At 68.0% G+C, this 24,182-nt stretch carries 25 protein-coding genes and 1 tRNA gene; 15 read left to right on the forward strand and 11 right to left on the reverse strand.

Going from position 1 to position 24,182, the window contains the following annotated elements; translation table 11 throughout:
- Window positions 1–7: 7 nt before the first annotated feature.
- The 6 genes from CQ040_RS05270 to CQ040_RS05295 all read left to right on the forward strand — a co-directional run bounded on the left by CQ040_RS05270 (window position 8) and on the right by CQ040_RS05295 (window position 5,924).
- Entirely contained in the window at window positions 8–583 is a 576-nt protein-coding gene (locus CQ040_RS05270) for a septum formation initiator family protein (RefSeq protein ID WP_181156750.1), read from the forward strand.
- A gap of 47 nt (window positions 584–630) precedes the next feature.
- Complete coding sequence (locus CQ040_RS05275; RefSeq protein WP_105526663.1) at window positions 631–1,173, forward strand: DUF501 domain-containing protein; 543 nt, start codon at window positions 631–633, stop codon at window positions 1,171–1,173.
- Window positions 1,170–2,477 (forward strand): S8 family serine peptidase, encoded by a 1,308-nt coding sequence (locus CQ040_RS05280; protein WP_105526662.1) that lies wholly within the window; start codon window positions 1,170–1,172, stop codon window positions 2,475–2,477. Before CQ040_RS05275 ends, CQ040_RS05280 begins: the two co-directional genes overlap by 4 nt.
- Window positions 2,478–2,502: 25 nt before the next feature.
- Window positions 2,503–4,032: an NAD(P)/FAD-dependent oxidoreductase gene (locus tag CQ040_RS05285; protein WP_105526738.1), complete on the forward strand. Its 1,530-nt coding sequence runs from the start codon at window positions 2,503–2,505 to the stop codon at window positions 4,030–4,032.
- A 293-nt stretch (window positions 4,033–4,325) separates the two neighbouring features.
- Window positions 4,326–5,252, forward strand: coding sequence for a cation-transporting ATPase (locus CQ040_RS05290; RefSeq protein WP_105526661.1), 927 nt, complete (start codon window positions 4,326–4,328; stop codon window positions 5,250–5,252).
- A gap of 6 nt (window positions 5,253–5,258) precedes the next feature.
- The gene (locus tag CQ040_RS05295) at window positions 5,259–5,924 is read left to right on the forward strand and encodes a DedA family protein (protein ID WP_105526660.1); all 666 of its coding nucleotides are present in this window, start codon (window positions 5,259–5,261) and stop codon (window positions 5,922–5,924) included.
- A gap of 6 nt (window positions 5,925–5,930) precedes the next feature.
- Here the strand turns inward: CQ040_RS05295 and CQ040_RS05300 are convergent.
- Window positions 5,931–6,006 (reverse strand) — tRNA-Leu (locus CQ040_RS05300).
- An 86-nt stretch (window positions 6,007–6,092) separates the two neighbouring features.
- Here CQ040_RS05300 and CQ040_RS05305 point away from each other — a divergent pair.
- The 3 genes from CQ040_RS05305 (at window position 6,093) to CQ040_RS05315 (ending at window position 9,305) form a co-directional block, all read left to right on the forward strand.
- On the forward strand, window positions 6,093–7,340 hold the full coding sequence (locus CQ040_RS05305; protein ID WP_105526659.1) for an alanine racemase: 1,248 nt from the start codon (window positions 6,093–6,095) through the stop codon (window positions 7,338–7,340).
- On the forward strand, window positions 7,337–8,650 hold the full coding sequence (locus tag CQ040_RS05310; RefSeq protein ID WP_105526658.1) for a D-arabinono-1,4-lactone oxidase: 1,314 nt from the start codon (window positions 7,337–7,339) through the stop codon (window positions 8,648–8,650). Before CQ040_RS05305 ends, CQ040_RS05310 begins: the two co-directional genes overlap by 4 nt.
- 88 nt (window positions 8,651–8,738) lie before the next feature.
- Window positions 8,739–9,305, forward strand: a complete 567-nt coding sequence (locus CQ040_RS05315; protein ID WP_021199536.1) for a LemA family protein — start codon at window positions 8,739–8,741, stop codon at window positions 9,303–9,305.
- Window positions 9,306–9,317: 12 nt separating this feature from the next.
- Here CQ040_RS05315 and CQ040_RS05320 read toward each other — a convergent pair whose 3' ends face one another.
- Both CQ040_RS05320 and CQ040_RS05325 read right to left on the reverse strand, forming a co-directional pair.
- Entirely contained in the window at window positions 9,318–10,217 is a 900-nt protein-coding gene (locus tag CQ040_RS05320) for a hypothetical protein (protein ID WP_105526657.1), read from the reverse strand.
- Entirely contained in the window at window positions 10,214–11,479 is a 1,266-nt protein-coding gene (locus CQ040_RS05325; RefSeq protein ID WP_105526656.1) for a winged helix-turn-helix domain-containing protein, read from the reverse strand. Before CQ040_RS05325 ends, CQ040_RS05320 begins: the two co-directional genes overlap by 4 nt.
- Before the next feature lie 86 nt (window positions 11,480–11,565).
- Between CQ040_RS05325 and CQ040_RS05330 the strand changes: the two genes are divergently transcribed.
- Together CQ040_RS05330 and ilvA are read left to right on the forward strand one after the other, a co-directional pair.
- Window positions 11,566–12,762 carry an AI-2E family transporter gene (locus CQ040_RS05330; protein WP_028503802.1) on the forward strand — a complete coding sequence of 399 codons (1,197 nt, stop codon included), beginning with the start codon at window positions 11,566–11,568 and terminating at the stop codon, window positions 12,760–12,762.
- Window positions 12,759–13,988, forward strand: a complete 1,230-nt coding sequence (gene ilvA, locus CQ040_RS05335; protein WP_028503803.1) for a threonine ammonia-lyase — start codon at window positions 12,759–12,761, stop codon at window positions 13,986–13,988. Before CQ040_RS05330 ends, ilvA begins: the two co-directional genes overlap by 4 nt.
- Window positions 13,989–14,059: 71 nt before the next feature.
- On the opposite strand, the gene greA is transcribed toward ilvA, so the two are convergent.
- Window positions 14,060–14,548, reverse strand: coding sequence for a transcription elongation factor GreA (gene greA / locus CQ040_RS05340; protein WP_028503804.1), 489 nt, complete (start codon window positions 14,546–14,548; stop codon window positions 14,060–14,062).
- Window positions 14,549–14,645: 97 nt separating this feature from the next.
- Window positions 14,646–15,032, reverse strand: a complete 387-nt coding sequence (locus CQ040_RS05345; RefSeq protein ID WP_105526655.1) for a DUF4307 domain-containing protein — start codon at window positions 15,030–15,032, stop codon at window positions 14,646–14,648.
- Between the two features lie 67 nt (window positions 15,033–15,099).
- Between CQ040_RS05345 and CQ040_RS05350 the strand changes: the two genes are divergently transcribed.
- On the forward strand, window positions 15,100–15,399 hold the full coding sequence (locus CQ040_RS05350; RefSeq protein ID WP_105526654.1) for a hypothetical protein: 300 nt from the start codon (window positions 15,100–15,102) through the stop codon (window positions 15,397–15,399).
- 7 nt (window positions 15,400–15,406) lie between these two features.
- On the opposite strand, the gene CQ040_RS05355 is transcribed toward CQ040_RS05350, so the two are convergent.
- The gene (locus CQ040_RS05355) at window positions 15,407–16,138 is read right to left on the reverse strand and encodes a hemolysin III family protein (protein WP_105526653.1); all 732 of its coding nucleotides are present in this window, start codon (window positions 16,136–16,138) and stop codon (window positions 15,407–15,409) included.
- 97 nt (window positions 16,139–16,235) lie between these two features.
- Between CQ040_RS05355 and CQ040_RS05360 the strand changes: the two genes are divergently transcribed.
- From CQ040_RS05360 to CQ040_RS05370, 3 genes are all read left to right on the forward strand, one after another.
- The gene (locus CQ040_RS05360) at window positions 16,236–17,015 is read left to right on the forward strand and encodes an isoprenyl transferase (RefSeq protein WP_028503808.1); all 780 of its coding nucleotides are present in this window, start codon (window positions 16,236–16,238) and stop codon (window positions 17,013–17,015) included.
- A 41-nt stretch (window positions 17,016–17,056) separates the two neighbouring features.
- The gene (locus CQ040_RS05365; RefSeq protein WP_105526652.1) at window positions 17,057–18,187 is read left to right on the forward strand and encodes an aminotransferase class V-fold PLP-dependent enzyme; all 1,131 of its coding nucleotides are present in this window, start codon (window positions 17,057–17,059) and stop codon (window positions 18,185–18,187) included.
- A gap of 158 nt (window positions 18,188–18,345) precedes the next feature.
- Window positions 18,346–19,728 carry a PhoH family protein gene (locus CQ040_RS05370; RefSeq protein WP_028503810.1) on the forward strand — a complete coding sequence of 461 codons (1,383 nt, stop codon included), beginning with the start codon at window positions 18,346–18,348 and terminating at the stop codon, window positions 19,726–19,728.
- 142 nt (window positions 19,729–19,870) lie between these two features.
- Here the strand turns inward: CQ040_RS05370 and CQ040_RS05375 are convergent, their stop codons facing one another.
- From CQ040_RS05375 to xseA, 5 genes are read right to left on the reverse strand one after another with little or no spacing between them, the layout of a single operon-like run.
- A complete protein-coding gene (locus CQ040_RS05375) occupies window positions 19,871–21,265 on the reverse strand; it encodes an aspartate ammonia-lyase (protein ID WP_105526651.1) in 1,395 nt (464 codons plus the stop codon).
- Entirely contained in the window at window positions 21,262–21,951 is a 690-nt protein-coding gene (locus tag CQ040_RS05380) for a carbonic anhydrase (RefSeq protein ID WP_105526650.1), read from the reverse strand. The genes CQ040_RS05375 and CQ040_RS05380 overlap by 4 nt, the downstream gene beginning before the upstream one ends.
- The gene (locus CQ040_RS05385; RefSeq protein ID WP_105526649.1) at window positions 21,948–22,592 is read right to left on the reverse strand and encodes a DUF4245 family protein; all 645 of its coding nucleotides are present in this window, start codon (window positions 22,590–22,592) and stop codon (window positions 21,948–21,950) included. Before CQ040_RS05385 ends, CQ040_RS05380 begins: the two co-directional genes overlap by 4 nt.
- Complete coding sequence (locus CQ040_RS05390; RefSeq protein WP_028503815.1) at window positions 22,589–22,831, reverse strand: exodeoxyribonuclease VII small subunit; 243 nt, start codon at window positions 22,829–22,831, stop codon at window positions 22,589–22,591. The genes CQ040_RS05385 and CQ040_RS05390 overlap by 4 nt, the downstream gene beginning before the upstream one ends.
- Before the next feature lie 36 nt (window positions 22,832–22,867).
- Window positions 22,868–24,145, reverse strand: coding sequence for an exodeoxyribonuclease VII large subunit (gene xseA / locus CQ040_RS05395; RefSeq protein ID WP_105526648.1), 1,278 nt, complete (start codon window positions 24,143–24,145; stop codon window positions 22,868–22,870).
- Between the last annotated feature and the right edge of the window lie 37 nt (window positions 24,146–24,182).

Here is a 24,182-nt window from a genome sequence, read left to right on the forward strand (position 1 = left end):
AGGAGCCGTGGCACGACGACCGGCTCCTCCTTCGCCGTCTCCCGCGCCGAAGGCAGCTCGGCCGTCGGGGAAGACGACCGCGAAATCGAAGAAGGCGTCCGCGCCCGTCTCGACGACGAAGGCTTCGGCCAAGACTCGTGGCGAGGCGCCGCGCGTCGATGTCCGCGAGTGGGCCTCCGGCATCCGACTCTCAGCGTTCTCCGTCATCATGCTCTCGCTGGTGGTGCTGGGAGCCTGGGTGCTCGTGCCGACACTCGGCACCTTCATCGACCAGCGTCAGAAGATCGCCGCTCTCGAGGCCTCGGTGCAGGTGAGCGAAGACCAGATCGCGGCGCTCGTCTCCGAGCGCGAACGCTGGAACGACCCCGCGTACATCACGACCCAGGCCCGCGAACGTCTTTATTACGTGAAGCCCGGCGAGGTCGTCTACCTGATCGACAACGATCTCGACCCGGCAGCTCTGCCTCGGGAGCCGGAGCCGGTGAGCGACACGCTCGAGGAGAAGCCGGCCGACTGGATGCCGCAGCTGCTGCGCACCCTCGTCGCGACAGGCCTCAGCGACACGGCAGCCGTCGCCCCCTGAGAATCGGCTCCGAGCATCTTCCCTGGCGGCTCCCCTACGCTGGTGGGGTGACCACGCCGCCGTTCCCTGCACCCACTCCCGCCGAGCTCGCCGTCGTATCGGCTCAGCTCGGTCGTTCCGCCCGCGGTGTGGTGGGCATCGCGGCCCGTTGCACCTGCGGCAACCCGACTGTCGTCGCGACCACGCCACGGCTGCCTGACGGCACGCCGTTCCCGACGTTCTACTACCTCACGCACCCCGCAGCGACGGCGGCGATGTCGACCCTCGAGGCCACTCAGGTGATGCCGGAGCTCGCCGCGCTCCTCGTTGACGATGAGGAGGTGGCAGCCGCCTACCTCTCAGCCCATGAGGCGTACCTCGCCGACCGTGCGCAGTTCGGAGAGGTCTCCGAGATCGACGGCATCTCCGCCGGCGGCATGCCTATGCGCGTGAAGTGCCTGCACGCGCTCGCAGGTCACGCCCTGGCTGCCGGTCCAGGGGTCAATCCCATCGGTGATGCCGCGCTCGCGCGCTCCTCGTGGTCGCCCTCGATCTGCCGTTGCGAAGACCCCGGCGCAGCCACCCGCGAAGTGGCGGCGTCCTCGGTATGACCGTCCGCCGGACGCTGCGCAGCGCTGCCGCCATCGTGGTGGTCGCGGCGACTGTGCTGCTCATCGGCGCCACTGCGACTCCGCCGCCGATCCCTGATGATCCGGCTGATCCCGTGCGGGCTTCGGAGTACTGGCTCGACGGCGCGAGAATCCGTGAGGCGTGGCAGACGACCCGTGGCAAGGGTGTGACGATCGCAGTGATCGATACGGGCATCGGCAAGGTGCCTGCGGTCTTCGGCGAGGCGGTGGTCGGAGGTACCGACGTGTCGGGGGCCGGTACGCCCGACGGTCGCACGCCGCTGGGCGCAGTCGACGGAAACCATGGTTCCTGGGTGGCCTCCCTCGCGGCCGGACGCGGTGCACCGGACGGCACCGGCATGATCGGTGTCGCACCGGAGGCCAACCTGCTCTCGATCTCGGTGGGTTTCGGTGCTGCTGCCGCTGTGCCTTTCACCGAGCAGGTCGCGAAGGGCATGCGATGGGCCGTCGACAACGGCGCCGACATCATCAATCTCTCCTTCACCACGAACACCCTCGACTGGGACGAGAGCTGGGACGATGCGTTCCTCTACGCGTTCGAGCATGACGTGGTGGTCGTGGTCGCTGCCGGGAACCGGGGGAGCGGCACGAACATCATCGGGGCTCCCGCGACGATTCCCGGCGTGCTCACCGTCGGCGGCGTCGACCAGACCGGAACGGCGAGCATCGAGGCTTCGACCCAGGGCATCACGATCGGGATCTCGGCGCCCAGCGAGGGCCTCATCGGGGTCTCTGCCGACGGTTCCGTCGTGCCGTGGCGAGGCACCAGTGGTGCCGCCCCCATCGTCGCCGGTGTCGCTGCTCTGATCCGCTCAGCGCACCCCGATATCAAAGCGATCGATGTCATCAACCGCATCATCAAGACCGCGATCCCGGTTCCGGATGCGGCGAAGCCACAGGATCCGCTCTACGGCTACGGGCTCGTGGATGCCGCGGCGGCGATCTCTGCGAACATCGCTCCGGTGAATGAGAACCCCATGGGAGACCTGGCCGAGTGGATCCGCGTCTTCCGTCGAGCCGCCACGGAACCGCAGCCTGAAGCGCCTGTCACACCGGTGGCGGTTGCCCCTCTCCCGGCGGCCGACGCGCCGACCGAAGCCGGTTCACCGTTGCTTCCCAGCGCGGATTCACTGCGCTACGGTACCCTGCCGCTCATTGCGCTCACCGTCCCTGGTATCCTGGTAGCGCTTGGCGTCACCGCAGCTGCCCGGCGCATCCGATCGGCGCGCATTTCCGTACGCCAAACCCCCGACTCCGAGGAGTAGTTCTTCTGTGCCTCAGAACAGCACTGTGCCCAAGATTCTGATCGTCGGTGGAGGGTACGCAGGTTTCTACACTGCGTGGAAGCTCGAGAAGCACCTGCGCAAGGGTGAGGCCGACGTGACCATGGTCGACCCGCTGCCGTACATGACGTACCAGCCGTTCCTCCCCGAGGTCGCCGCAGGCTCCATCGAAGCCCGGCACTCGGTGGTCGCGCACCGCCGTCACCTCAAGCGCACCAACGTCCTCACCGCCAAGGTGACGAACATCAACCACGCGCAGAAGGTCGCAACGATCACGCCGCCCGTCGGTGAGCCGTACGAGTTCGCGTACGACCAGATCGTCGTCACCGCTGGTGCGGTCTCGCGCACGTTCCCGATCCCGGGCATCGCCGACAACGCGATCGGGCTGAAGACGATCGAAGAGGCCGTCGCGATCCGCGACAAGGTGATGTCGAACTTCGACAAGGCCGCGGCGCTCCCGGCCGGCCCCGAGCGCGACCGTCTGCTGACCGTCGTCGTCGTCGGTGGTGGCTTCGCCGGCATCGAGGTGTTCGCCGAGCTGCGCTCGCTGGCCTCGTCCCTGGTGGGCAAGTACCCGCAGCTGAGCTTCGAGGACACGCACTTCCACCTCATCGAGGCGATGGGGCGCATCATGCCCGAGGTCTCGCTGCAGACGAGCGAGTGGGTGCTCAAGGACCTCGCCAAGCGTGGTGCCAACGTGCACCTCGACACGCAGCTGACCAGCGCGGTCGACGGCAACGTCGAGCTCTCCACGGGCGAGGTCATCCCGACCGACGTCATCGTGTGGACTGCCGGTGTCATGGCAAACCCCACCGTCGTGCGCGGCGGAGACCTCCCGGTCGAAGAGCGCGGTCGCATCCAGACCCGCGCCGACCTGCGCGTCGGCACGCCTGAGGCATTCGTCGAGGGCGCCTGGGCAGCCGGAGACGTGTCCGCTGTCCCCGATCTCTCGGGTGGCGGTGTCGGCGGCTTCTGCGTGCCGAACGCCCAGCACGCCGTTCGTCAGGCGAAGCTGCTCGCGAAGAACCTCGTCGCCGTTCTGCGCGGTGAGCTCCCGAAGGACTACTTCCACAAGAACATGGGAGCGGTCGCCGGTCTCGGTCTCTACAACGGTGTCTTCCAGTCCGGAAAGATCGCTCTCAAGGGCTTCGTCGCCTGGGCTGCACACCGTGGATACCACGGCCTCGCGATGCCGACGTGGGAGCGCAAGTTCCGCGTCATCTGGGGCTGGTGGAACAACCTGTGGCTCGGACGCGACCTGGTGAACCTCGAGACCGTGCAGAACCCGCGCTATGTCTTCGAGGAGTTCGCTGCGCGCCCGCGTCCGGCGGCTCCCGCAGCTCCCGCAGCGGACTCTGCTCCGGCCGTGAAGGATGCGCCGGTCGCGAAGGCTGCTCCGGCCGCGAAGAAGACCACGGCCAAGGCTGCTCCAGCAGCGTCGACCGAGGCAGCAGCGAAGCCTGCCGCGAAGAAGCCGGCTGCGAAGAAGGCCCCCGCGAAGAAGGCTGCCGAGCCCGTCGAGGTTGCGGCGAAGTAGTCGACTGATCGAACACCACGATCGGCCCCGTGCGCACTGTGCCGGGGCCGATCGTCGTTTCATCGAGGGAGACTCCGAGGCGACCCATAGGTGCGGCCGGTAGCCTCGTCGGAGCAAGGGGAGTACTCCCGTCTGCAGCGAAGTCGTCACTACGAGCACGAGATCGTGCTCCGGCCCGCTGGCCCGCGAGGGTGGAGGAGACCTTGGCACCCGCATCGCGGGCTGCCGAGAGAACCCTGCCGTCGTTCCGACGTCGTGGATCGCGGTGGTCCGCACCACGAAGGGACGCACTCATGGGAAAGCTCTCCCGCCTGATCGGAATGGCATCCGACGCGCTCGAGAAGAACGCCGGCTCCGGGCGCAACGATCATTCGACTGACGGATCCCGTGCGCAGGACGGATCCCGCTCGACCGACTGGGGAGGCATGCTCCGTGGCGCCGTCGACGCCGTTCGTGGGCAGGGTGACCCAGGGCAGCCGTCGAGCCAGGGCCGCTCCGCGCCGGCAGATCCGTATGCGCCGCCCGCCTCGCCCGGTGAGCGCGCGCGTTCGACGAGCGCGGCACCAGCATCTCCGAATCCGTACGCGCCGCCTGCTCCGGGAGCTCCGCGCGCTTCGCAGACGGCAACCGATGCCGATCGCGCGGCCATCGCCCGCTATGACTACCTGCTGCAGACGGCAGATCCGCAGCGGGTCGAACAGATCCACCGCGAAGCCTTCGCCCGACTGACTCCCGAGCAGCGGACGCTCGTCGAAGCGCGCATGCGAGAGGAGCTCGCACCTACCGAGCGCCCGAGGTCGTCATCGCCCGACGACCTCGCGCGTGCTGCCGGACGTGCGGAAGCCATGAAGCCGGGGCGGATGCGCGGTCTGCTGTCGCGGGTGCGCGGTGCGGGTGCCGGCGGTGCGGCGGTCGCCGCAGGTGGCGCGGCGGTCGGTCTGCTCGGCGTGGTCGCCGGTGGCGCCGTGCTCAGCACGGTGGCCGGACCGCTGCTCGAGCAGGCGGCGAACATCGGCGTCGACTTCGGTGCGTTGGCTGAGGGTATCGATGTCGAGTCCCTTGCATCCGGTCTGGATGTCGAGGGGCTTGCCGGAGGTGCAGGCGACCTGATGGGCTCCGCAGGGGATGCGGTGTCCGGGATCGGTGATGCGGCGAGTGGGTGGGGCGAGCAGCTCGGCAACCTCGGCATCCCCGGCATCGGCGACCTCTTCGGACGCTGAGCGCGGATGGTTCTCCTCACTGCGACCGAGCACGGCTTCACCGGGCTCACCGGGTTCGCCGCCGATGTCCTGACGGCGCTCGGCGACATCGGCGTGGGCGTGCTGGTCTTCCTCGAAGTGCTGATCCCACCGATCCCGAGCGAGGTGATCCTGCCGTTCGCGGGGTACCTCAGCCAGAGCGGACCCCTGAACCTGGGCTGGCTGATCTTCTGGAGCACCCTCGCGTCGTGGCTGGGTGCCCTGTTGCTCTACTGGCTCGGTGCGGCGATCGGTATGGACCGGGCCGTACGAATGCTCGCGGCGACACGGCTGGTGAGTCGTTCCGACCTGGAACGAGGATCGGACTGGTTCGTGCGCAGCGGCGCCTGGACTGTCTTGGTCGGACGGATGGTGCCGGGTGTGCGCAGCCTGATCTCGATTCCCGCAGGCGCTTCCCGCATGAACCTCGTGACGTTCAGCGTCTACACGGTCATCGGCAGCGGGCTCTGGAATGCGCTTCTCCTCGGAGTGGGCGCGGCCCTCGGCACGCAGCACGAACAGCTGGAGGAGTACCTCGGCTACCTCGACTACGCCGTGTACACGGCGATAGCAGTGGCCTTCGTGGTCCTGGTCTTGCGGAGAATCCGGGAGGCCGCGGGGGAGCGGAAGGCAGTCGCCGAGGTCGAGGACTGAGCGCTGTGGTGCCCCCGCTGGGACTCGAACCCAGACTGAAGCGATTTTAAGTCGCCTGCCTCTGCCATTGGGCTACGGGGGCCTCGTCGCCAGCCTATCGCCGCCCTCGGATGCGACGCGGTGCCGCCGAGGGTGATCCGGAGTACGAGGAGGCCTTAGGGTGGGGGAGTGCTCGACCTCATCGACGAACTGAGCCCCGTCCATGGTGCGCCTTCGGTCGCCCCCGAATGGGAGGACCCGGCCCGCTATTGGCCGCGCCTGTCGGCCGTGACGGGACACCTGCCCGCACCGGTCGCAGTGATCGACCGCGAGGCGCTCCGCTACAACGCGATGGACCTCCTGGTGCGCGCGGGCGGCCTCCCCATCCGCGTCGCCTCGAAGTCGGTGCGGGTGCGAGCCGTTCTCGACGCCGTGCTGAAGCTTCCCGGATTCCACGGGATCCTCGCCTTCACGCTCGAGGAGGCGCTCTGGCTCGCCGAGACCCACGACGACATCATGCTCGGCTATCCGACCGTGGATCGTGCGGGTCTGGAACGCCTCTTCGCCGACGAGCAGGCGGCGCAGCGCATCACTTTGATGGTCGATGACCTCGTCCACCTCGACCTGATCGACAGCGTCGCCGGTCCCGGCTCGCGTCCGGAGCTCCGGGTCGCCATCGATGTCGACGCTTCCTGGCGATCCTCGCTCCTCGGCCATATCGGCGTGCGCCGTTCGGCATTGTTCAGCGCGGGAGAAGTGGCAGCCTTCGCCCGAAAGGTCGTCGCACGCCCGGGATTCCAGCTCGTCGGACTGCAGATGTATGACGCTCAGATCGCCGGGCAGGGCGATGACGCAGGGCCGGACGCGCCGCTGATCCGCATGGTGCAGGCACGCTCGCGCAACGAGCTGCGGGAGCGCCGGGCAGCCATCGTCGCCGCGGTCGGCGCGATCGCTCCGCTGGAGATCCTCAACGGCGGTGGGACCGGCTCGCTCGAATTCACCGGGAGCGATGAATCCCTCACCGAAGCGAGTGCAGGCAGCGGGCTCCTCGGCGGCCACCTGTTCGACGGCTACCGCTCCTTCCGCCCCGCGCCGGCATCCGCGTTCGCCTTCGACGTCGTCCGGCGTCCGGCGACCGACATAGCCACGGTTCTCGGCGGAGGGTGGATCGCGTCCGGCCCTGCGCTCGCCTCACGCCAGCCGCGAGCGGTGTGGCCGGAGGGCCTCCACACGCTTTCCCGCGAGGCTGCCGGCGAGGTGCAGACACCGCTCCAGGGTCCAGCCGCGACATCGCTCGGAGTGGGGGATCGGGTCTGGTTCCGCCACGCCAAGAGCGGCGAACCGGCCGAGCGCATCGAGAGCTACCACCTGGTGTCGGGCGACGAGATCATCGACGAGCTGCCGACCTACCGCGGTGAGGGAAAGGCCTTCCTGTGACGCGGATCGGCGGCACCTGGCAGAACTGGGGTCGCTCGGCCTCGGTGCGGCCCGTCCGCGTGGAGCGTCCGCGCAGCCCGGAAGGCGTGCAGCGCGCGGTGGTCGCGGCAGTGAAGCACGGACTCCCCGTCAAGGCCGTCGGCGCCGGACACAGCTTCACCGGAATCGCGGTCGCACCGGGCGTCCTGCTCGAGCTCGATGACCTCCAGGGACTCGTCTCGGCCGATGCCGCCACCGGGCGTGTGACCCTGCTCGCAGGCACGCGACTGCACCGGATCCCCGCACTGCTCGCCCCGTTCGGGCTCGCGATGGAGAACCTCGGCGACATCGACCGGCAATCGATCGCAGGGGCCGTCTCGACCGGCACACACGGTACCGGTGCCGGGTACGGCGGACTCGCCACCCAGGTCGTCGGCGTCACGATGGTCACTGCCGCCGGAGAGTTCCTCCGCATCGACGACCAGCATGAGAGCGACCTGCTTCCCGCGGTGGCGCTCGGGCTCGGTGCCCTCGGAATCATCGTCGAGGTGACCCTCCAGTGCGTCCCCGCATTCGTGATGCACGCGATCGACGAGCCGGTTCCGTTGGACGATGTGCTCGCGACGCTCGACGAGCGCGTCGCCGCATCCGATCACTTCGAGTTCTACTGGTTCCCGCACACGGAAGTCGCACTGACCAAGCGGCAGACGCGTCTGCCGGAGGCGACCGTGCGAAAGCCGCTTCCCGTGGTCGGACGATGGATCGACGAGACTCTGCTCTCCAATGGGGTCTACCGGGCAGTGTGCGCCACGGGCCAGGTCATCCCCGCGATCACACCGTCGTTCAGTCGACTCGCTGTCAAGCTCACGGGGGATCGGGAGTACACCGAACTGTCTCATCGCGTGCTCATCCAGAGCAGGACCGTGCGATTCCGCGAGATGGAATACGCGCTTCCGGCCGAGAACGTCGTGCCTGCCTTCCAAGCGGTGCGCGCACTCATCGCGCAACGGAAGTGGCGGATCGAGTTCCCGATCGAGGTGCGTTTCGCCGCCGCTGACGATCGCTGGCTGTCGACGGCGCATGGCCGTGAGAGCGCCTACATCGCGGTGCACCGCTACTGGCGCGCCGACCCGACCGAGTACTTCGGGGCGGTGGAAGAGATCCTGCTCGAGTTCGGTGGCCGCCCGCACTGGGGAAAGCTCCACACTCTCACCGCGGAGACCTTCCGTGAGCGCTACCCGCGCTTCGACGACTTCGTCGCATTGCGCGATCGGCTGGATCCGGATCGTCGATTCGGGAACCGGTATCTCGAACGCGTCCTCGGCGCCTGATACGACCGCGGCGGCTGCCGCGCATGCCCAGTCCACGTGCAGACTGCGCGTCTAGGATGAGAGAAACACGAGGAAGGGTGGGCCTCTGATGGAATGGCTCGTGCCGGTACTGATCGTTGTCGGAGTGATCCTGCTCGTCGGCATCTATCTCTGGGCCACGTACAACTCGCTGGTGCAACTGAACGTCCGCGTCGACGAGGCGTGGAGCGGTATCACGGTGCAGTTGAAGCGACGAGCCGACCTCATCCCGAACCTCATCGAGACGGTCAAGGGGTATGCCTCCCACGAGAAGGCGGTGTTCGAGAACGTCACCCGTGCGCGCGCCGAGACACTGTCAGCCGGTGGGCCTGGCGAGGCCGGCATCGCCGAGGGGCACCTCCAGCAGGCGCTGCGCAGTCTCTTCGCGGTCGCCGAGGCGTACCCGCAGCTGCAGGCGAGCACGAACTTCCTCCAGGTGCAGCAGGCTCTGGTCGACACCGAAGACAAGATCCAGGCCGCACGCAGGTTCTACAACGGCGGCGTACGCGAGCTCAACACCAAGATCAAGGTCTTCCCGAACAACCTGTTCGCCAAGGGGCTGGGCTTCTCCGAGCGCGAGTTCTTCGAGGTGGCCGACAGCAGCGCCATCTCCGAGCCGCCGCGCGTGCAGTTCTGACGAGACCGTCCGTCACCACGCCGACAGCACGACTCCGTCGGCGGTGAACGACGCCTCGCCCCGCAGGCTCCAGGAATCCGTCCGGTAGGTGACAGTGCGGGCGGCGCCGTCTTGGCCGATGCCGGTCACGGTGGCCACGAGCACTCCACCCTCCGCGGTGAATTCCGTCGACGTCAGTGCGATCGTCGGCGACTCGTCGATGCGGTAGTCGATCTCGGTCACCTCGCGGAACTCCGTGCCCCACGGAATCCGGATGCCACATCCGTCTGGCACTTCGCTGCCGGGCGCAGTACAGGTCTCGAGATGCTCGTCGAGCTGGGTCTGTGCGGCCGTGGTCGCTTCCGGTCGTAGCTCGGCATTCACGGCCGCGGTGACTGCAGCGCCGGGCAGCAACGGCACCGTGGTCGCGCCGGAGAGCAATGCCGACGGTGCGGCCGCTACCGTATAGGCCGCCGGCAGCAGCGCGATCTCCTTGCTGATGGGTGTGGTCGCCGCACCGATCGCGACGTCGGAGCCGATCGTCGACTGGGCGGTCAGCGTGCCGAGGCCTGATTCGTCGACGGTCCAGCGTCCGTCGACCGGAATCAGCGTCAGCTGTGCAGTGCGCTTCTCGCCGTCGAGGCGGAACGTGACGTCGACGTTCGCCGAGTCGCCGTCTTCCCGGACCGTCGTCACCACGGCTTCTTCGATCAGCGCGGTTGCTGAGTCGAAGGCGTCGAGTGCCGTCGCCGACACGGTGATCCCGGTCGCAGCCACGGCATCGGGGTCTCCGGATTCCAGGGCGTGCAGATATCCGAGCGCTGCGTCTTCGGGCGTGGGTGGACGGGTCGTCGACTGCCAGAACCACAGTCCGGCGGCGATGACGACGAGCCCGGCGGCACCGCCGATCAGCCACCACCGACGCCTGCTCATCCGATGCCCTCTCGTGCGTGCACGTGACGGCGAACGGAGGGACCGACCCCCGCGCCGGCCGTCAGCGCCGTATGCAGAGCTGCGGTGGCGTCGCCCCAGCCCGAGACCGATACGTGCTCGAGACCCTGCCACTTCGCGGCGAGAGTCAGTTCGGCGGCGATGGGTTCGGCGTCGCCGGCGCGCGCCTGGGGCTCCCACCAGGCTGACTGCACCTGCAGGGTCGACGTCGAACGATCGGCCTTGAGATCGACCCGCGCGACGATGCGGTCGCCGACGAGAACGGGCAGCGAATAGTAGCCGTATCGGCGCTTCTCAGCCGGAACGTAGATCTCGATGCGGTAGTCGAGCTCGAAGGCGCGGAGCGCCCGATCCCGGAACCACACCACCGGGTCGAAAGGTGTGAGCAGGGCTGCCGTGTCGACCTTGCGGGGGAGGACGGCGTCTCGATGCCGCCAGGCGGGGAGCGGCCGGCCGCCGCGGTCCCAGCCGCGCACCTGCACCGGAAGCAGCTCGCCGGTGTCGACGAGATCGGCGATCGATCGGGCGACGGCGGTGCGATCGCGGATCCGGTAGTAGTCGGCGAGGTCGGATTGCGTCGCCACGCCGCTCGAACGAGCCGCGCGGCGCGTCAGCTCGAGGATCGCGTCGGCACGGGAGATCTGCTGTGAACGGATGCCGTCGGGGATGACGTGCTCGGCCAGGGCGTAGGTGCGCTCGAACCCGCGGCGCCCGCTGATCGCGACGTCTCCGGTTCGCCACAAGTGCTCGAGGGCGAGTTTCGCGTCGTCCCAGTCCCACCAGGTTCCGCGTTCGCGAGGCGCGTCGTCGCGGAGATCGGCCGGGCGCAGCGGACCGCGGGCGCGCAGCTCATCCTGCACCCATCGCACCGTTCGAGCGTTGCTGCTCATCCACGAGTCCTCTCCGGCCCACCGCCTGCGGAAGTCCTCCATGCGGAACTGCCAGAGCGGCCAGTCCTCGATCGGGATGAAGGTCGCCTCGTGGGCGAGGTATTCCACGTAGTGGGTGGTGCGGGAGAGGAAGACGCGGTCGAGCAGCGCGGGCTCGTAGGCGCCGAGGCGGGAGAACAGGGGCAGGTAGTGAGAGCGCGCGAAGACGTTCACCGAGTCGATCTGGAGCACGCCGAGCCGGTCCATGACCCGGTGCACGTGCCGCCCCGAGACCGAGGCCGGACGCGCGCGGGTGAAGCCCTGAGCCGCCAGGGCGATGCGGCGAGCCTGGGCGGAACTGAGGGTATCGGTCACATCGCCAGGGTATCGTCGGCCACCGACACGGGGTGCGGGGGAAAGGATGCGTCCAACGGCATACGGCATGACCGTAGACTTGGGCGATGAGCGAGGACCAGCGACCCCGGCTGCGAGATCTCTTCCGTCCGCGCCCGGTCTCCACCGACCGCACCGTGACGACCGAGGCCGACGAGGCGGTGCCCCTGCCCCTTCGGATCACCGCGAGCTACGCCTGGCGGCTGCTGCTGATCGCGGCGGCCATCGGTGTCTTCATCTGGCTGGTGATGACGCTCAAGCTCCTGGTCATCCCGCTCATGGTCGGCATCCTCATCACCGCCCTCCTGTGGCCGGCGTTCTCGTGGATGCTGCGACGCGGACTTCCGCGCTGGCTGGCGATCGCGATCTCGCTCATCGGAACGGCCGCGATCGTCACGGGACTGATGTGGCTGGTGGTCTGGCAGGTTCGAGAGCAGCTGCCAGACGTGCAGAAGCGCTCGACCGAGGCCTTCGACCAATTCCAGGTCTGGCTGCACGAAGGGCCGCTGAGCCTCTCCGACACTCAGATCGCCAACTTCGTGCAACAGGGTCTCGACTTCCTCACCGAGCAGACGCAGGCGCTGTGGACCGGGGCACTGGCGATCGGCACGACCGTCGGGCATGTGGCGACGGGGGCGGTGCTGGCGCTGTTCATCCTCATCTGCCTCCTGGCCGATGGCGCCGGCATCTGGCGATGGACCCTCCGGATCTTCCCGCGCAACGCCCGCCCGGCCGTCGACGGTGCAGCCCGCAACGGCTGGACCACCATCGTGAACTACGCCCGTACACAGATGTTCGTGGCGACGATCGATGCGATCGGCATCGGGCTCGGCGCATTCCTGCTCCAGGTGCCTCTCGCGCTGCCGGTCGCCGTATTGGTGTTCCTCGGCTCGTTCATCCCGATCGTGGGAGCGGTGGTGACCGGCGCGGTCGCGGTGTTCCTGGCGCTCGTCTACAACGGGCCCTGGATCGCGCTCTGGATGCTCGTGGTCGTTCTGGCGGTCCAGCAGATCGAGGGGCACATCCTGCAGCCGATCCTGATGGGCTCAGCGGTCAAGGTGCATCCCCTCGCCGTCGTCCTCGTGGTTGCCGGAGGCGCGATGATCGCCGGCATCCCGGGAGCTCTCTTCGCCGTGCCGCTCGCGGCCTTCGTGAACGTCGCGGCAGTGACCATCAGCACCGGGTCGTGGCGCACCGGCGCCGGCCCTGGCGGAGACCTTATCTGGAGCACAGTACCGCGCGAGCGGAGACGGAGGAATCGATGAGCGAAGTCCCCAGCCTGACCGAGTTCGAACAAGCAGCTCAGAGTCTGGCTGAGGTGATCTCGCACACGCCGACGCTGCCGTCGCGAGCTCTCTCCGACATCCTCGGAGTCCCCGTCCTGTTGAAGATGGAGAATCTTCAGCGCACGGGGTCGTTCAAGATCCGTGGTGCGGCGTACCGGTTGTCGAAGCTGAGTGCTGAGGAGCGCTCTCGCGGAGTCGTCGCGGCCTCGGCCGGAAACCATGCGCAGGGCGTCGCGCTCGCGGCGCAGGAGCTCGGCATCTCCGCCACGATCTTCATGCCGCTGGGCGTTCCGGTGCCGAAGCTGCTCGCCACGCGTGGCTATGGTGCAGAGGTCGTGCTCGAGGGTGAGACGGTGGCGACTTCGCTGCGCCTCGCCGCCGAGTTCTCCGAGCGCACCGGTGCCATGCTGATCCACCCGTTCGACCATCGCGACGTCGTGATCGGGCAGGGAACTCTCGGGCTCGAGCTGCTGGAGGATGCGCCCGACGTCGACACCGTCGTCCTGGGCATCGGAGGTGGCGGGCTCATCGCCGGTGTCGCCGCCGCCGTGAAGGCGCGCGCCGCCGAGCTCGGGCGCACGGTCCGGATCATCGGTGTGCAGGCGGAGAACGCCGCCGCCGTGCCGCCGTCGCTCGAGGCGGGCGAACCTGTCGACATCGTCACACGTCCGACGATCGCCGACGGCATCCTGGTCGCGCGCCCCGGCGCGATCCCGTTCGAAATCATCAAAGATCTCGTCGACGAGGTGGTCACGGTCTCCGACGACGACCTGGCGCGCGCGATCCTCATCCTGCTGGAGCAGGCGAAGGTCGTGGTCGAGCCCGCAGGAGCCGCCGGCGTGGCCGCGATCCTGGCCGGCAAGGTGTCGGCGACGGGGACCACGATGGCGGTGCTGTCCGGTGGCAACATCGATCCCCTCCTGCTCCAGCGCGTGGTCTCGCACGGGCTCGCGGCCTCCGGCCGCTACCTCACCATCCGCATCCCGTTGCCCGACCGTCCAGGTCAGCTCGCCCGAGTGTCCGAGCTCGTCGCCGAGGCAGGTGCGAACGTGATCGAGGCGATGCACACGCGGCATGGTCACGGACTGCAGATCAGCGACGTCATCCTCGAGCTCAGCGTCGAGACGCGTGGCCCCGAGCATTCGGAGCACACGCTCGACACGCTGCGCCGTGCCGGCTTCGAGCCCATCCTCATCGCCGACTGAGCACGACCGCCCGACCACGCAGAAGCGCCCCCGCGTCCGAGAGGATGCGGGGGCGCTTCTGACGTGGCGGCTCAGCCCGTGTAGGTCTCGACGTTCACGATCTCGACGCTGATCGAGCGGCCGTTCGGAGCCTCGTACGAAGACTTCTCGCCGACCTTGAGGCCGAGGATGGCCTGTCCGAGAGGGCTGGCTTCGCTGTACACGTCGTGGTCGCTGCCTGCGGCGATCTCACGGCTGCCGAGGAGGAAGACCTCTTCGCCACCGGCGACCAGCGCGGTGACCACGGTGCCGGGCTCGACGATTCCGCGGCTGGCCGGAGCCTCGCCGACCTTGGCGGTCTTCAGCAGGCCCTCGAGCGTGCGGATGCGGGCCTCCTGCTTGCCCTGCTCATCCTTCGCGGCGTGGTATCCGCCGTTCTCCTTGAGGTCGCCCTCTTCGCGAGCCGCCTCGATGCGCTTGGCGATCTCGTCGCGGCCGAAGGTGGACAGGTGCTCCAGCTCGGCGACGAGCCGGTCATACGCTTCCTGCGTGAGGAAGGGAACCTGAGCGTCGGTGGACATGACGAAGCTCCTTCTTTCGGTATCCCTCCGACGTGCTGCGGGGGATATGCCAAGACGCCCTGGCACGGTGCCAGGGCGTCGTCTGTCTGGCACGAGTCTAGGCGACCCAGCAGGTGTTCACCAAACCTGTGGTGGCCTCGGCGACGGTCGGGATGGTGACCGATCGCGCCTGCGAGTGGCTGTCTCCGGCCTCGATCTCGACGATCTTCCAGCCGACGACGCCGAACTCCTCATCGAGTGCTTCGACGGCGCACACGACGTTCTTGCCCTGCACGCCGGTGACCTGGAAGCTGATGTTCACGGAGTGCTCGTCGACGAGCTCGAAGCCCAGATCGTCGGCGTCGACGGATGCCATCGACTGGGCGACGGTCATCCAGCTGAAGGCACCGACGATCAGCAGTGCGACCGCGCCGCCGATGATCCATGGCGTCCGCCGTCGTCGGGTTCGGCCATAGCGTTCGTCGAGCTCTTGTGCGGTCGTCACAGGTGGGTCTTCCGGTCGTTAGGCTGGTGTTACCAGGTTATGCGACCTGCGTACGAAAGGTCGATTCATGCTCGCTCTGTCCGAGACCCCGATGCCGACACCGAGCATGACGGTCGATCCGGTGTCCGTCACTCCGGGGTTCGTCGGCTTCGCCGCGATCGTCCTGGTCGTGATCGCAGTGATCCTGCTGATCTGGGACATGAACCGCCGCATTCGTCGTGTCCGGTACCGCGAAGAGGTTCGTGACGAGCTGGATGCCGAAGAGGCCGCGCGGGCCGAGGGCGACACTGCTGCTCCCGGAAAGGGCGCGCCGACCTCCGACGGCCCTGCCGCTCCTGACGTCGACGGCGAGAAGCCCACCCGCTGACCGGCCGTTACGGCGCGCCCAGCGAGGGCGACAGCGGTGCCAGCGCGATGAGCAGGCACGCCGTCCAGTGGCACAGGAACGCGAGCACCGTGCACACGTGGAAGATCTCGTGGAAGCCGAAGTGGCCAGGCCAGGGGTTGGGCTTCTTGAGTGCGTAGACGATCGCGCCTCCCGTGTAGAGGAGTCCGCCCACGATGACCAGCACCATCATCGCGAAGTTGGCGTTCATGAGGTCGACGATGTACATCACCGCGGCCCAGCCGAGCAGCAGATAGAGGGCGACATACAGCCACCGCGGGGCGTTGATCCAGAAGACGCGGAAGAGGATGCCCACCAGCGTTCCTCCCCAGACCAGACAGAGCAGCAGCACGCCCTTCTCCGGCGGCAGTGCCAGGACGGCGAGCGGGGTGTACGTGCCGGCGATGAGCAGCAGGATGTTGGCATGGTCGATGCGCTTCAGCAGCACCTTGACCTTCGGCTGCCAATCGAAGCGGTGGTACAGCGCAGAATTGCCGAACAACAGCAGCGACGTGAGCATGAACACGGCGGAGGCCCATTTCGCCGGTGCGCCGTCGGCCACGATGATCAGCACGATCCCCGCGATGACGGCCACGGGGAAGGTCCCGGCGTGGATCCACCCTCGCCAGGTCGGCTTGATATCGACCGCCGCATCCACTTCCGCAGCTTCCAGCAGAGGCAGCTGGGGGACGTCGGGGCCGGAGGGCTCAGGAGTGCTCACGTGCTCACTCTAAGCCGATGCGCATACCCGGCAGGGCACATATCCTCGGCGTCCGCGCAGGGTGCCGAACGCTCCGGCACGATAGCGTAGGGAGGTGATGTCACGCGAGAGCCCGGGGCGAGGGCCGCTGTATCGGCTCTACACCAACCGGCTGCGCCGCCACCTCGATTCCGCATCGGTGCCGCATCATGTCGCGATGATGATCGACGGCAATCGTCGATGGGCACGCCAGCTCGGGTTGGACACTCCAGCCGAGGGGCATCGCGCGGGCGCTGCGAAGATGCGCGAGTTCCTGGGCTGGTGCGACGAGCTGGGTGTGCGCGTCGTGTCGCTGTACCTCCTCTCCAGCGACAATCTGCGCAAACGCGACTCCGGCGAACTCGCCGACCTCATCGAGATCATCGCCGAACTCGCCGTGGCGGTGTCGCAGGAGGAGAACTGGCGCGTGAAGCATGTCGGTCGCGCCGACATCCTGCCGGACGAACTCGCTCGCGTGCTCGCCGACGCCGAGGAGCGCACGAAGGATCACACGGGTCTGCACGTGAATCTGGCCGTCGGCTACGGCGGGCGCAACGAGATCGTCGACGCGGTGCGCAGCATCATCACGAAGCATGAGGCCTCCGGCGGCACGATGGAGGATCTCGCCGCACACCTGACTCCCGAGATGATCGGCGAACACCTCTACACCGGCGGGCAGCCCGACCCCGACCTCGTGATCCGCACCAGTGGCGAGCAGCGGCTCAGCGACTTCCTCCTCTGGCAGAGTGCGCACAGCGAGTTCTACTTCGTCGAGGCCTTGGGTCCGGATCTCCGTCAGGTCGACTTCCTGCGCGCGATCCGCGACTACGCCGATCGGGACCGGCGCTACGGTCGCTGAGTGGGCACCTGCGGGAGCTGTCCCCGTGCCAGACTGACGCAGTGAGCACTTTCCAGGACTATGTCGACACCTTCGACAACGAGTCCGGCTATCTGAACTGGGCGGCCTTCGGTCCGCTGTCGCCGTCCGTCCGTGAAGAGGTCTTCGCCGACGCCGACCTGCTCGGAAGCGGACGACCTTCCTCTCTCTCCCTGGTCGCCGAGCGCATCGATCAGGCGCAGGAGCTCGTCGCCGAACTGCTCGGCGGAGAAGCCGGCGACGTCACCCTGCAGCCATCATCGACCAACGGCCTCATGCATGCGCTGTTCGGCCTGTCCGGGGCGGTGATCGCGAGCACTGCGGAGTTCCCGAGCGTCAGCCTGACGGTGGAGCGCGCCGCGACGGCATCGAATCACGCCGTGACGCCGCGGTGGATCACGCCGCACGACGGACGGGTGACTCCTGAAGCCATCGCCGAGGCGCTCGATGACGAGGTGGTCGCCCTGGCCGTGAGCCACGTCGACTTCCGCACCGGATACCGCGCGGATCTCGCGGCGCTGCGCGAGGCCATCGGCCCCGATCGTCTGCTCATCGTCGATGCCGTCCAGTCGTTCGGCGTGATCGACGTCGACTACGCGGCCGCCGATGTAGTGGTCGGCCATGGCTACAAGTGGCTGCGCGCCGGCCGCGGCAGCGCGTTCGCATGGTTCTCGCCCCATGCGAGGGAGCGCATCGTCCCCGTCCTCTCCGGGATCACCGGCACGACGGCCAGCGGTCTGTTCGTCGACGAACTGCCGGCGCCCGCGCCATCCGCCCGGGCCTTCACGATCAGTCAGCCGGACACACTCGCCGCCGGTCGACTCGCCATCGGGGTGCGCGACGTACGCGATGCCGGTGTCGCCGCCATCGAGGAACGGGTCGCGGAACACGTCGACACCGTGATCGAGATCGCCGATCGGCACGGAATCGACGTGAGCTCACCGCGTGAGCGCACACAGCGGGCGGGGATCGTCGCGCTCGCCCCGGAGGAGCCCGCGCGGCTGGCCGCCGCCCTCGCGAACGCCGGGATCGTCGTCACGGCTCGCGGCTCCTCGGTGCGGATCGCTCCGCATGCGGGCACGGATGCGGCGACCTTCGACCTCCTCGACGAGACGCTGCATGCATTCGGCAACGAGACGTTCACGAGCGCGTAACGAAACGCTGGCGTGTCGAAATCGGGTTAAGCACCATCACGGTCGTACGTTCTAGGCATCGGGCAAGGAGCCCGATCGAGTCGGCCTCAGGTTGACGGCTCGTGACCCCCTGGTCGACTCGTTCGAATAGCCGGGATTCCCCGGGTCGGGAGTGGGTCGTGACCACACGTACAGCGCAGCAGTCCACCAGCACCGCGCAGCAGTCCACCCGTAAGACATCGAGGCGAGCAACCTCCGCTGATTCTGATCAGGATCTGCGCACCTATGTGCTCGACACCTCCGTGCTCCTGAGCGATCCGCAGGCGTTCTTCCGGTTCGCCGAGCACTCCGTCGTCCTTCCTGTCGTCGTGATCTCGGAGCTCGAGGGCAAACGTCACGATCCGGAGATCGGCTACTTCGCGCGGCAGGCCCTTCGCCACCTCGACGACCTGCGCATCGAGCACGGACGGTTGGATTTCCCGGTCGAGGTCGGTGAGGGAGGGACCCTCCGCGTCGAACTGGCGAACACCGACTCCTCGGTTCTCCCGGCGGGCATCAGGCTCAGTGACAACGACACGCGCATCCTCTCGGTGGCCATGCACCTCGCGCAGGATGGACAGGACGTCACGATCGTCTCGAAAGATCTGCCCATGCGGGTCAAGGCGGCATCTCTCGGCCTGCGCGCCGAGGAGTATCTCGCCGAGCAGGCGGTGGACTCCGGGTGGACCGGCATCTCGACGCTCAATCTCACCGGCGACGACATCAGCGACCTGTACGAGAGCGAGGTCGGCATCAGCGAGGAGGCACGCGGGCTGCCGGTGAACACCGGACTGATCATCCACTCCGAGCGCGGCTCCGCGCTCGGCCGGGTCACCGGCGACGGCGAGTACCGACTGGTGCGCGGCGACCGAGACATCTTCGGGATGCACGGCCGTTCGGCAGAGCAGCGTATCGCGATCGACCTGCTTCTCGATCAGGAGGTCGGCATCGTCTCCCTCGGCGGACGCGCCGGCACCGGCAAGTCGGCGCTCGCGCTCTGCGCAGGACTCGAGGCGGTGCTGGAGCGGCAGCAGCAGAAGAAGATCATCGTGTTCCGGCCACTGTTCGCCGTCGGTGGGCAGGAGCTCGGCTACCTCCCCGGTGACCAGGGCGAGAAGATGGGCCCCTGGGGGCAGGCGGTGTTCGACACTCTGGGTTCGGTCGTCTCCGGCAACGTGGTCGAGGAGGTCATCGAGCGCGGACTGCTCGAGGTGCTCCCGCTGACCCACATCCGTGGTCGTTCACTTCACGACGCTTTCGTGATCGTCGACGAGGCGCAATCGCTCGAACGCAATGTGCTCCTGACGGTGTTGAGCCGCATGGGCCAGAACTCGCGCGTCATCCTCACCCACGACGTCGGCCAGCGGGACAATCTCCGCGTCGGCCGGCACGACGGTATCGCCAGCGTGATCGAGACGTTGAAGGGACACGACCTCTTCGGTCACGTGACCCTGACGCGCTCCGAGCGCTCGGCGATCGCAGCCCTCGTCACCGAGCTCCTGGAGGGTGGAGAGCTCAGCTGACGACGGATGACAGCGGATGCGGCGTGGGCAGAGCTCCGCGGCATCCGCTGTTTCGTGCGTGCGCGGTGGGTGCGCGGGCCCGGAGACGAAGGATGCCGCGAGGAACGAGTCCTCGCGGCATCCGGTGATGCGTGTGGGCGGATCAGCCCGGGTGCGTCATCGACAGGAGGTCGAGCTTCTCGTCGAGCTGCTCGAGGGTGAGGTCGCCGCGCTCGACGTAGCCGAGGTCGATCACGGCGTCGCGCACCGTGATGCCCTTGGCGACCGAGTGCTTGGCGATCTTCGCCGCGGCCTCGTAGCCGATGAGCTTGTTCAGCGGCGTCACGATCGAGGGGCTCATGCCCGCGAATGCGGCAGCGCGCTCGACGTTGGCCTGCAGGCCGTCGATCGTCTTGTCGGCGAGCACGCGCGAGGCGTTCGAGAGCAGACGGATCGACTCGAGCACGGCCGTGCCCATGACCGGGATGGCGACGTTCAGCTCGAAGGAACCGGAAGCGCCGGCCCAGGCGACCGTCGCGTCGTTGCCGATCACGCGGGCGCACACCATCAGCACGGCCTCGGGAACGACCGGGTTGACCTTGCCGGGCATGATCGAGGAACCCGGCTGCAGGTCGGGGATGCGCAGCTCGCCGAGTCCCGTGTTGGGACCGGAGCCCATCCAGCGCAGGTCGTTGTTGATCTTGGTCAGCGAGACCGCGATCGTGCGCAGTGCGCCGGAGGCCTCGACCAGGCCGTCGCGGTTGGCCTGCGCCTCGAAGTGGTCCTTGGCCTCGGTGATGGGCAGCTCGGTCTCGGCCGCGAGCAGCGCGATGACCTTCTGCGGGAAGCCGAGGGGCGTGTTGATGCCGGTGCCGACCGCGGTGCCGCCCAGCGGAACCTCGGCGACGCGGGGGAGGGCCGACTGCACGCGCTCGATGCCCAGGCGGATCTGACGGGCGTAGCCGCCGAACTCCTGGCCCAGGGTCACCGGTGTCGCGTCCATGAGGTGGGTGCGGCCGGACTTGACGGCGTCCTTCCACAGCTCAGCCTTCGCCTCGAGGGCCACGGCGAGGTGGTCGAGCGCGGGGATGAGCGTGTCGATGAGCGCCTGGGTGACCGCGATGTGCACCGAGGTCGGGAACACGTCGTTCGACGACTGCGAGGCGTTGACATGGTCGTTGGGGTGGACGGTCGCACCGAGGATGCGCGTCGCGAGGGTCGCCAGCACCTCGTTCATGTTCATGTTCGACGAGGTGCCGGAGCCGGTCTGGTATGTGTCGACCGGGAACTCGGCGTCGAAGGTGCCTGCGGCAACCTGGTCGGCAGCCTGGGCGATCGCGTCGGCGATGGCCCCGTCGAGGGTGCCGAGCTCCTTGTTGGCGAGCGCTGCTGCCTTCTTGATCCGGGCCAGGGCGGCGATCTGCGTCGATTCCAGCCCCTTGCCCGAGATCGGGAAGTTCTCCACGGCGCGCTGCGTCTGCGCTCCGTAGAGCGCATTCACGGGCACCCGCACCTCACCCATGGTGTCGTGTTCGATGCGGTACTCGGTGTCGGTCATTCCGAACCCTCCTTGGTTGCGGGGTCAGTCCCCTGGATAACGGCGTCATCGGTGTCGATCCCGACCGTGATCACGGGCACGGCGGTGCCCTCGGCCAGACGGTAGTTGGCGCCGACGATGCCCAGGCGGCCGGCACCGACGGCATTGCTGATGACCTCGGACGACTGCAGCAGATCGCTCACCGTGTTGCGCAGGTGCTCGATGCCGACGAGTTCCGAGTCGATGTCGGCGACGGTGGTGCCGCCGTTCTCGGCCAGGACCTTCCGTGCCGCAGGGACGATCGGTGCGATCAGCTTCCAGATGTGCGGAGGCAGGGGAGCGGCGTCGATCGCCGTGCCGTCGATGGCGGCGCGTACCGCTCCGCAGGAGTCATGTGCGAGCACCACGATCAGCGGCACCTCGAGCATCGCGACGGCATACTCGAGGCTCGCGACGATCGACTCGCCGATGACCTGTCCGGCGTTGCGCACCACGAACAGGTCGCCGAGGCCCAGGTCGAAGATGATCTCGGCGGCGAGACGCGAGTCGGAGCATCCGAACAGCGTCGCGACCGGATGCTGCGCGGCGGTCAGATCTTTGCGTCGCGCGACGTCCTGGTTGGGGTGTCGCGGCTCATCGCTGACGAAGCGACGGTTGCCCTCCTGCATCTGCTGCCACGCGGCGGCAGGGGTGAGCGGGTGCGTCATGAAGCCTCCGAGATGGTGCGGATCTGCGGAATGAGAGACTCGGCGAGTTCGGCGGTCGAATCGGCCGAGCGCGAGCCGTAGAGCAGGATGTAGTCGTCGCCGGCCTGTGTGCCGACGGCGTAGGTGACGTTGGCGTTGGATTCTGCGCTGCCCGGCTTGTAGACGTCCCAGTCGAGGCCGCCGATGCGCACCGTGTCGGTCGGAGCGATGCCGTTCAGGCGTTGCGGCGCCCACGAGGAATCGGCGTCGAAGGCCTGCGTGACCTTGATGAAGCCGCGCTCCTTGTCGGACTTGGGGGCGAGAGTGACCTCCCACACGACGGTCGCGCCACCCTGCATCTCTGCGCCGTTCGCACGCCAGAAGTCGCCCAGCTCGGGGATGAGGACAGGGCTGTCCATCGAGGACTCGACTCCCGCGGCGATCCCGGCGACGTCGAGAGGCTTGGGCTGCACCGGCTCACCGCGAGGGACCGCGAAGATGATGACGGCGACCACGGCGACGGTGACCAGCAGGGCGGCGATGAGGTTCCGGAAAGTCTGGCTGGAGCGGTACGCCTTGCTGGAGGCTGCCTTGCGGGCGGCTGTTTCGTCGGCGGTCTCGGGGCGGCCGAGCTCGGCGATGATGGGGGGCTGCTTGCTCATGACTCTCCAGCCGGGGCATCGGCGTCGGACGCTGCGGCTCGCGCGGCATCCAGTCGGCGCTTCGCACCGAGGAGCCACTCCTCGCAGCGGGCTGCCAGTGCTTCGCCGCGCTCCCAGAGGGCGAGCGAATGCTCGAGGGTCGGGGATCCCTGTTCGAGCTCCGCGACGACCTTGACCAGCTCGTCACGGGCCGCCTCGAACGACAGCGTGTCCACGGGGGTGTCGTTCAGGGCGCTCACTCCTCCATCTTACGTCGTGCGTCGCCGGCGCTCGGCTCAGACGTCTTCGGCGATCTCGCCCTCGGAGCGGGCGGTCAGTGAGCCCCGGTCGAGGGTGATCGTGAGCGCGCTCCCGGCCGGAGCATCGGCGGCGTCGCGCAGGATGACGCCGCCGTCGAGGTGGGCGATCGCATAGCCGCGTGCGAGTGTCGCTGCGGGGGAGAGTGCACGGAGCGACGCGCGAAGCTCGCCGGTGCGGCGTCCGGCTTCGTCTATGTGTCTGCTCACTGTGTCCCGGCCGCGGGCGAGCAGGAGCCAGGTCTCCTGGGCGCGTGCATCGATGATCGGGGCGGGGGAGCGCAGGACAGGGCGCGAGCGCAGCTGATCCAGCTGGGCGATGTCGTGTGAGAGGCGCTGTGTGAGGCGCGTGGTCGCGCGGGAGCGCAGCTGCGCGATGAGTGCACGCTGCTCTCCGACATCGGGCACCACACGCTTCGCGGCATCGGTCGGTGTCGATGCCCGGAGGTCGGCGACGTCGTCCAGAAGCGGATGATCGTTCTCATGCCCGATCGCGCTGACGACGGGAGTCGATACCGCCGCGACCGCTCGCACGAGCTTCTCGTCGCTGAAGCCAAGGAGAGTCTGCGGATCGCCGCCACCGCGAGCGATGATGATGACGTCGACCTCGGGGTCGGCATCGAGTCGAGCGAGGGCTGCGAGGGTGTCGGGCACGCAGCGCTCGCCCTGCACGGCGGCGTACTCGGTGCGGAAGCGCACCTGCGGCCAGCGCAGCTCGGCGTTGCGATGCACATCCTTCTCGGCGTCGGAGCGTTCGCCGGTGATCAGTCCGATCACGTGCGGAAGAAACGGCAGGCGCTTCTTGCGGGAGGGGTCGAACAACCCCTCCTGTCGCAGCTGCACGCGAAGCTTCTCGAGGCGCTCGAGCTGATCGCCCAGCCCTACATGCTTCATCGCCGAGACCGCGAAGCTGAAGTCGCCGGCCTTGACGAAGTAGTCCGCCTTCACCGCGGCCACGACATGATCGCCGACCCCGATATCGGAGGGGATGCGCCCGCGCACGCTCGACCACACCCGGATGGAGATCTGCGCGTCGGAGCGGGTGTCCTTCAACCGCGCGAAGACGTTGCCCGCGCGCACGTTCCAGGAGGTGATCTCGCCCTCGACCCAGACGGTGTTCCACCGCGCGATGAAGTCGCGGATGGTCGCGTTCAACCTCGTTACAGAGGTGGGTGCATCGGCACTGGAATCGCGGGGTGCGACGGAGTCGGCCGGCGGCGTCTCGCCCTGGCCCGTCGTCGCTTCGAAGACTGTCATCCGCTCCCGTTCCCGACCCCTGAACCTCTCCGGCCCC

This window comes from Microbacterium sp. MYb54, from assembly GCF_002979515.1.
Taxonomy (GTDB): Bacteria; Actinomycetota; Actinomycetes; order Actinomycetales; family Microbacteriaceae; genus Microbacterium.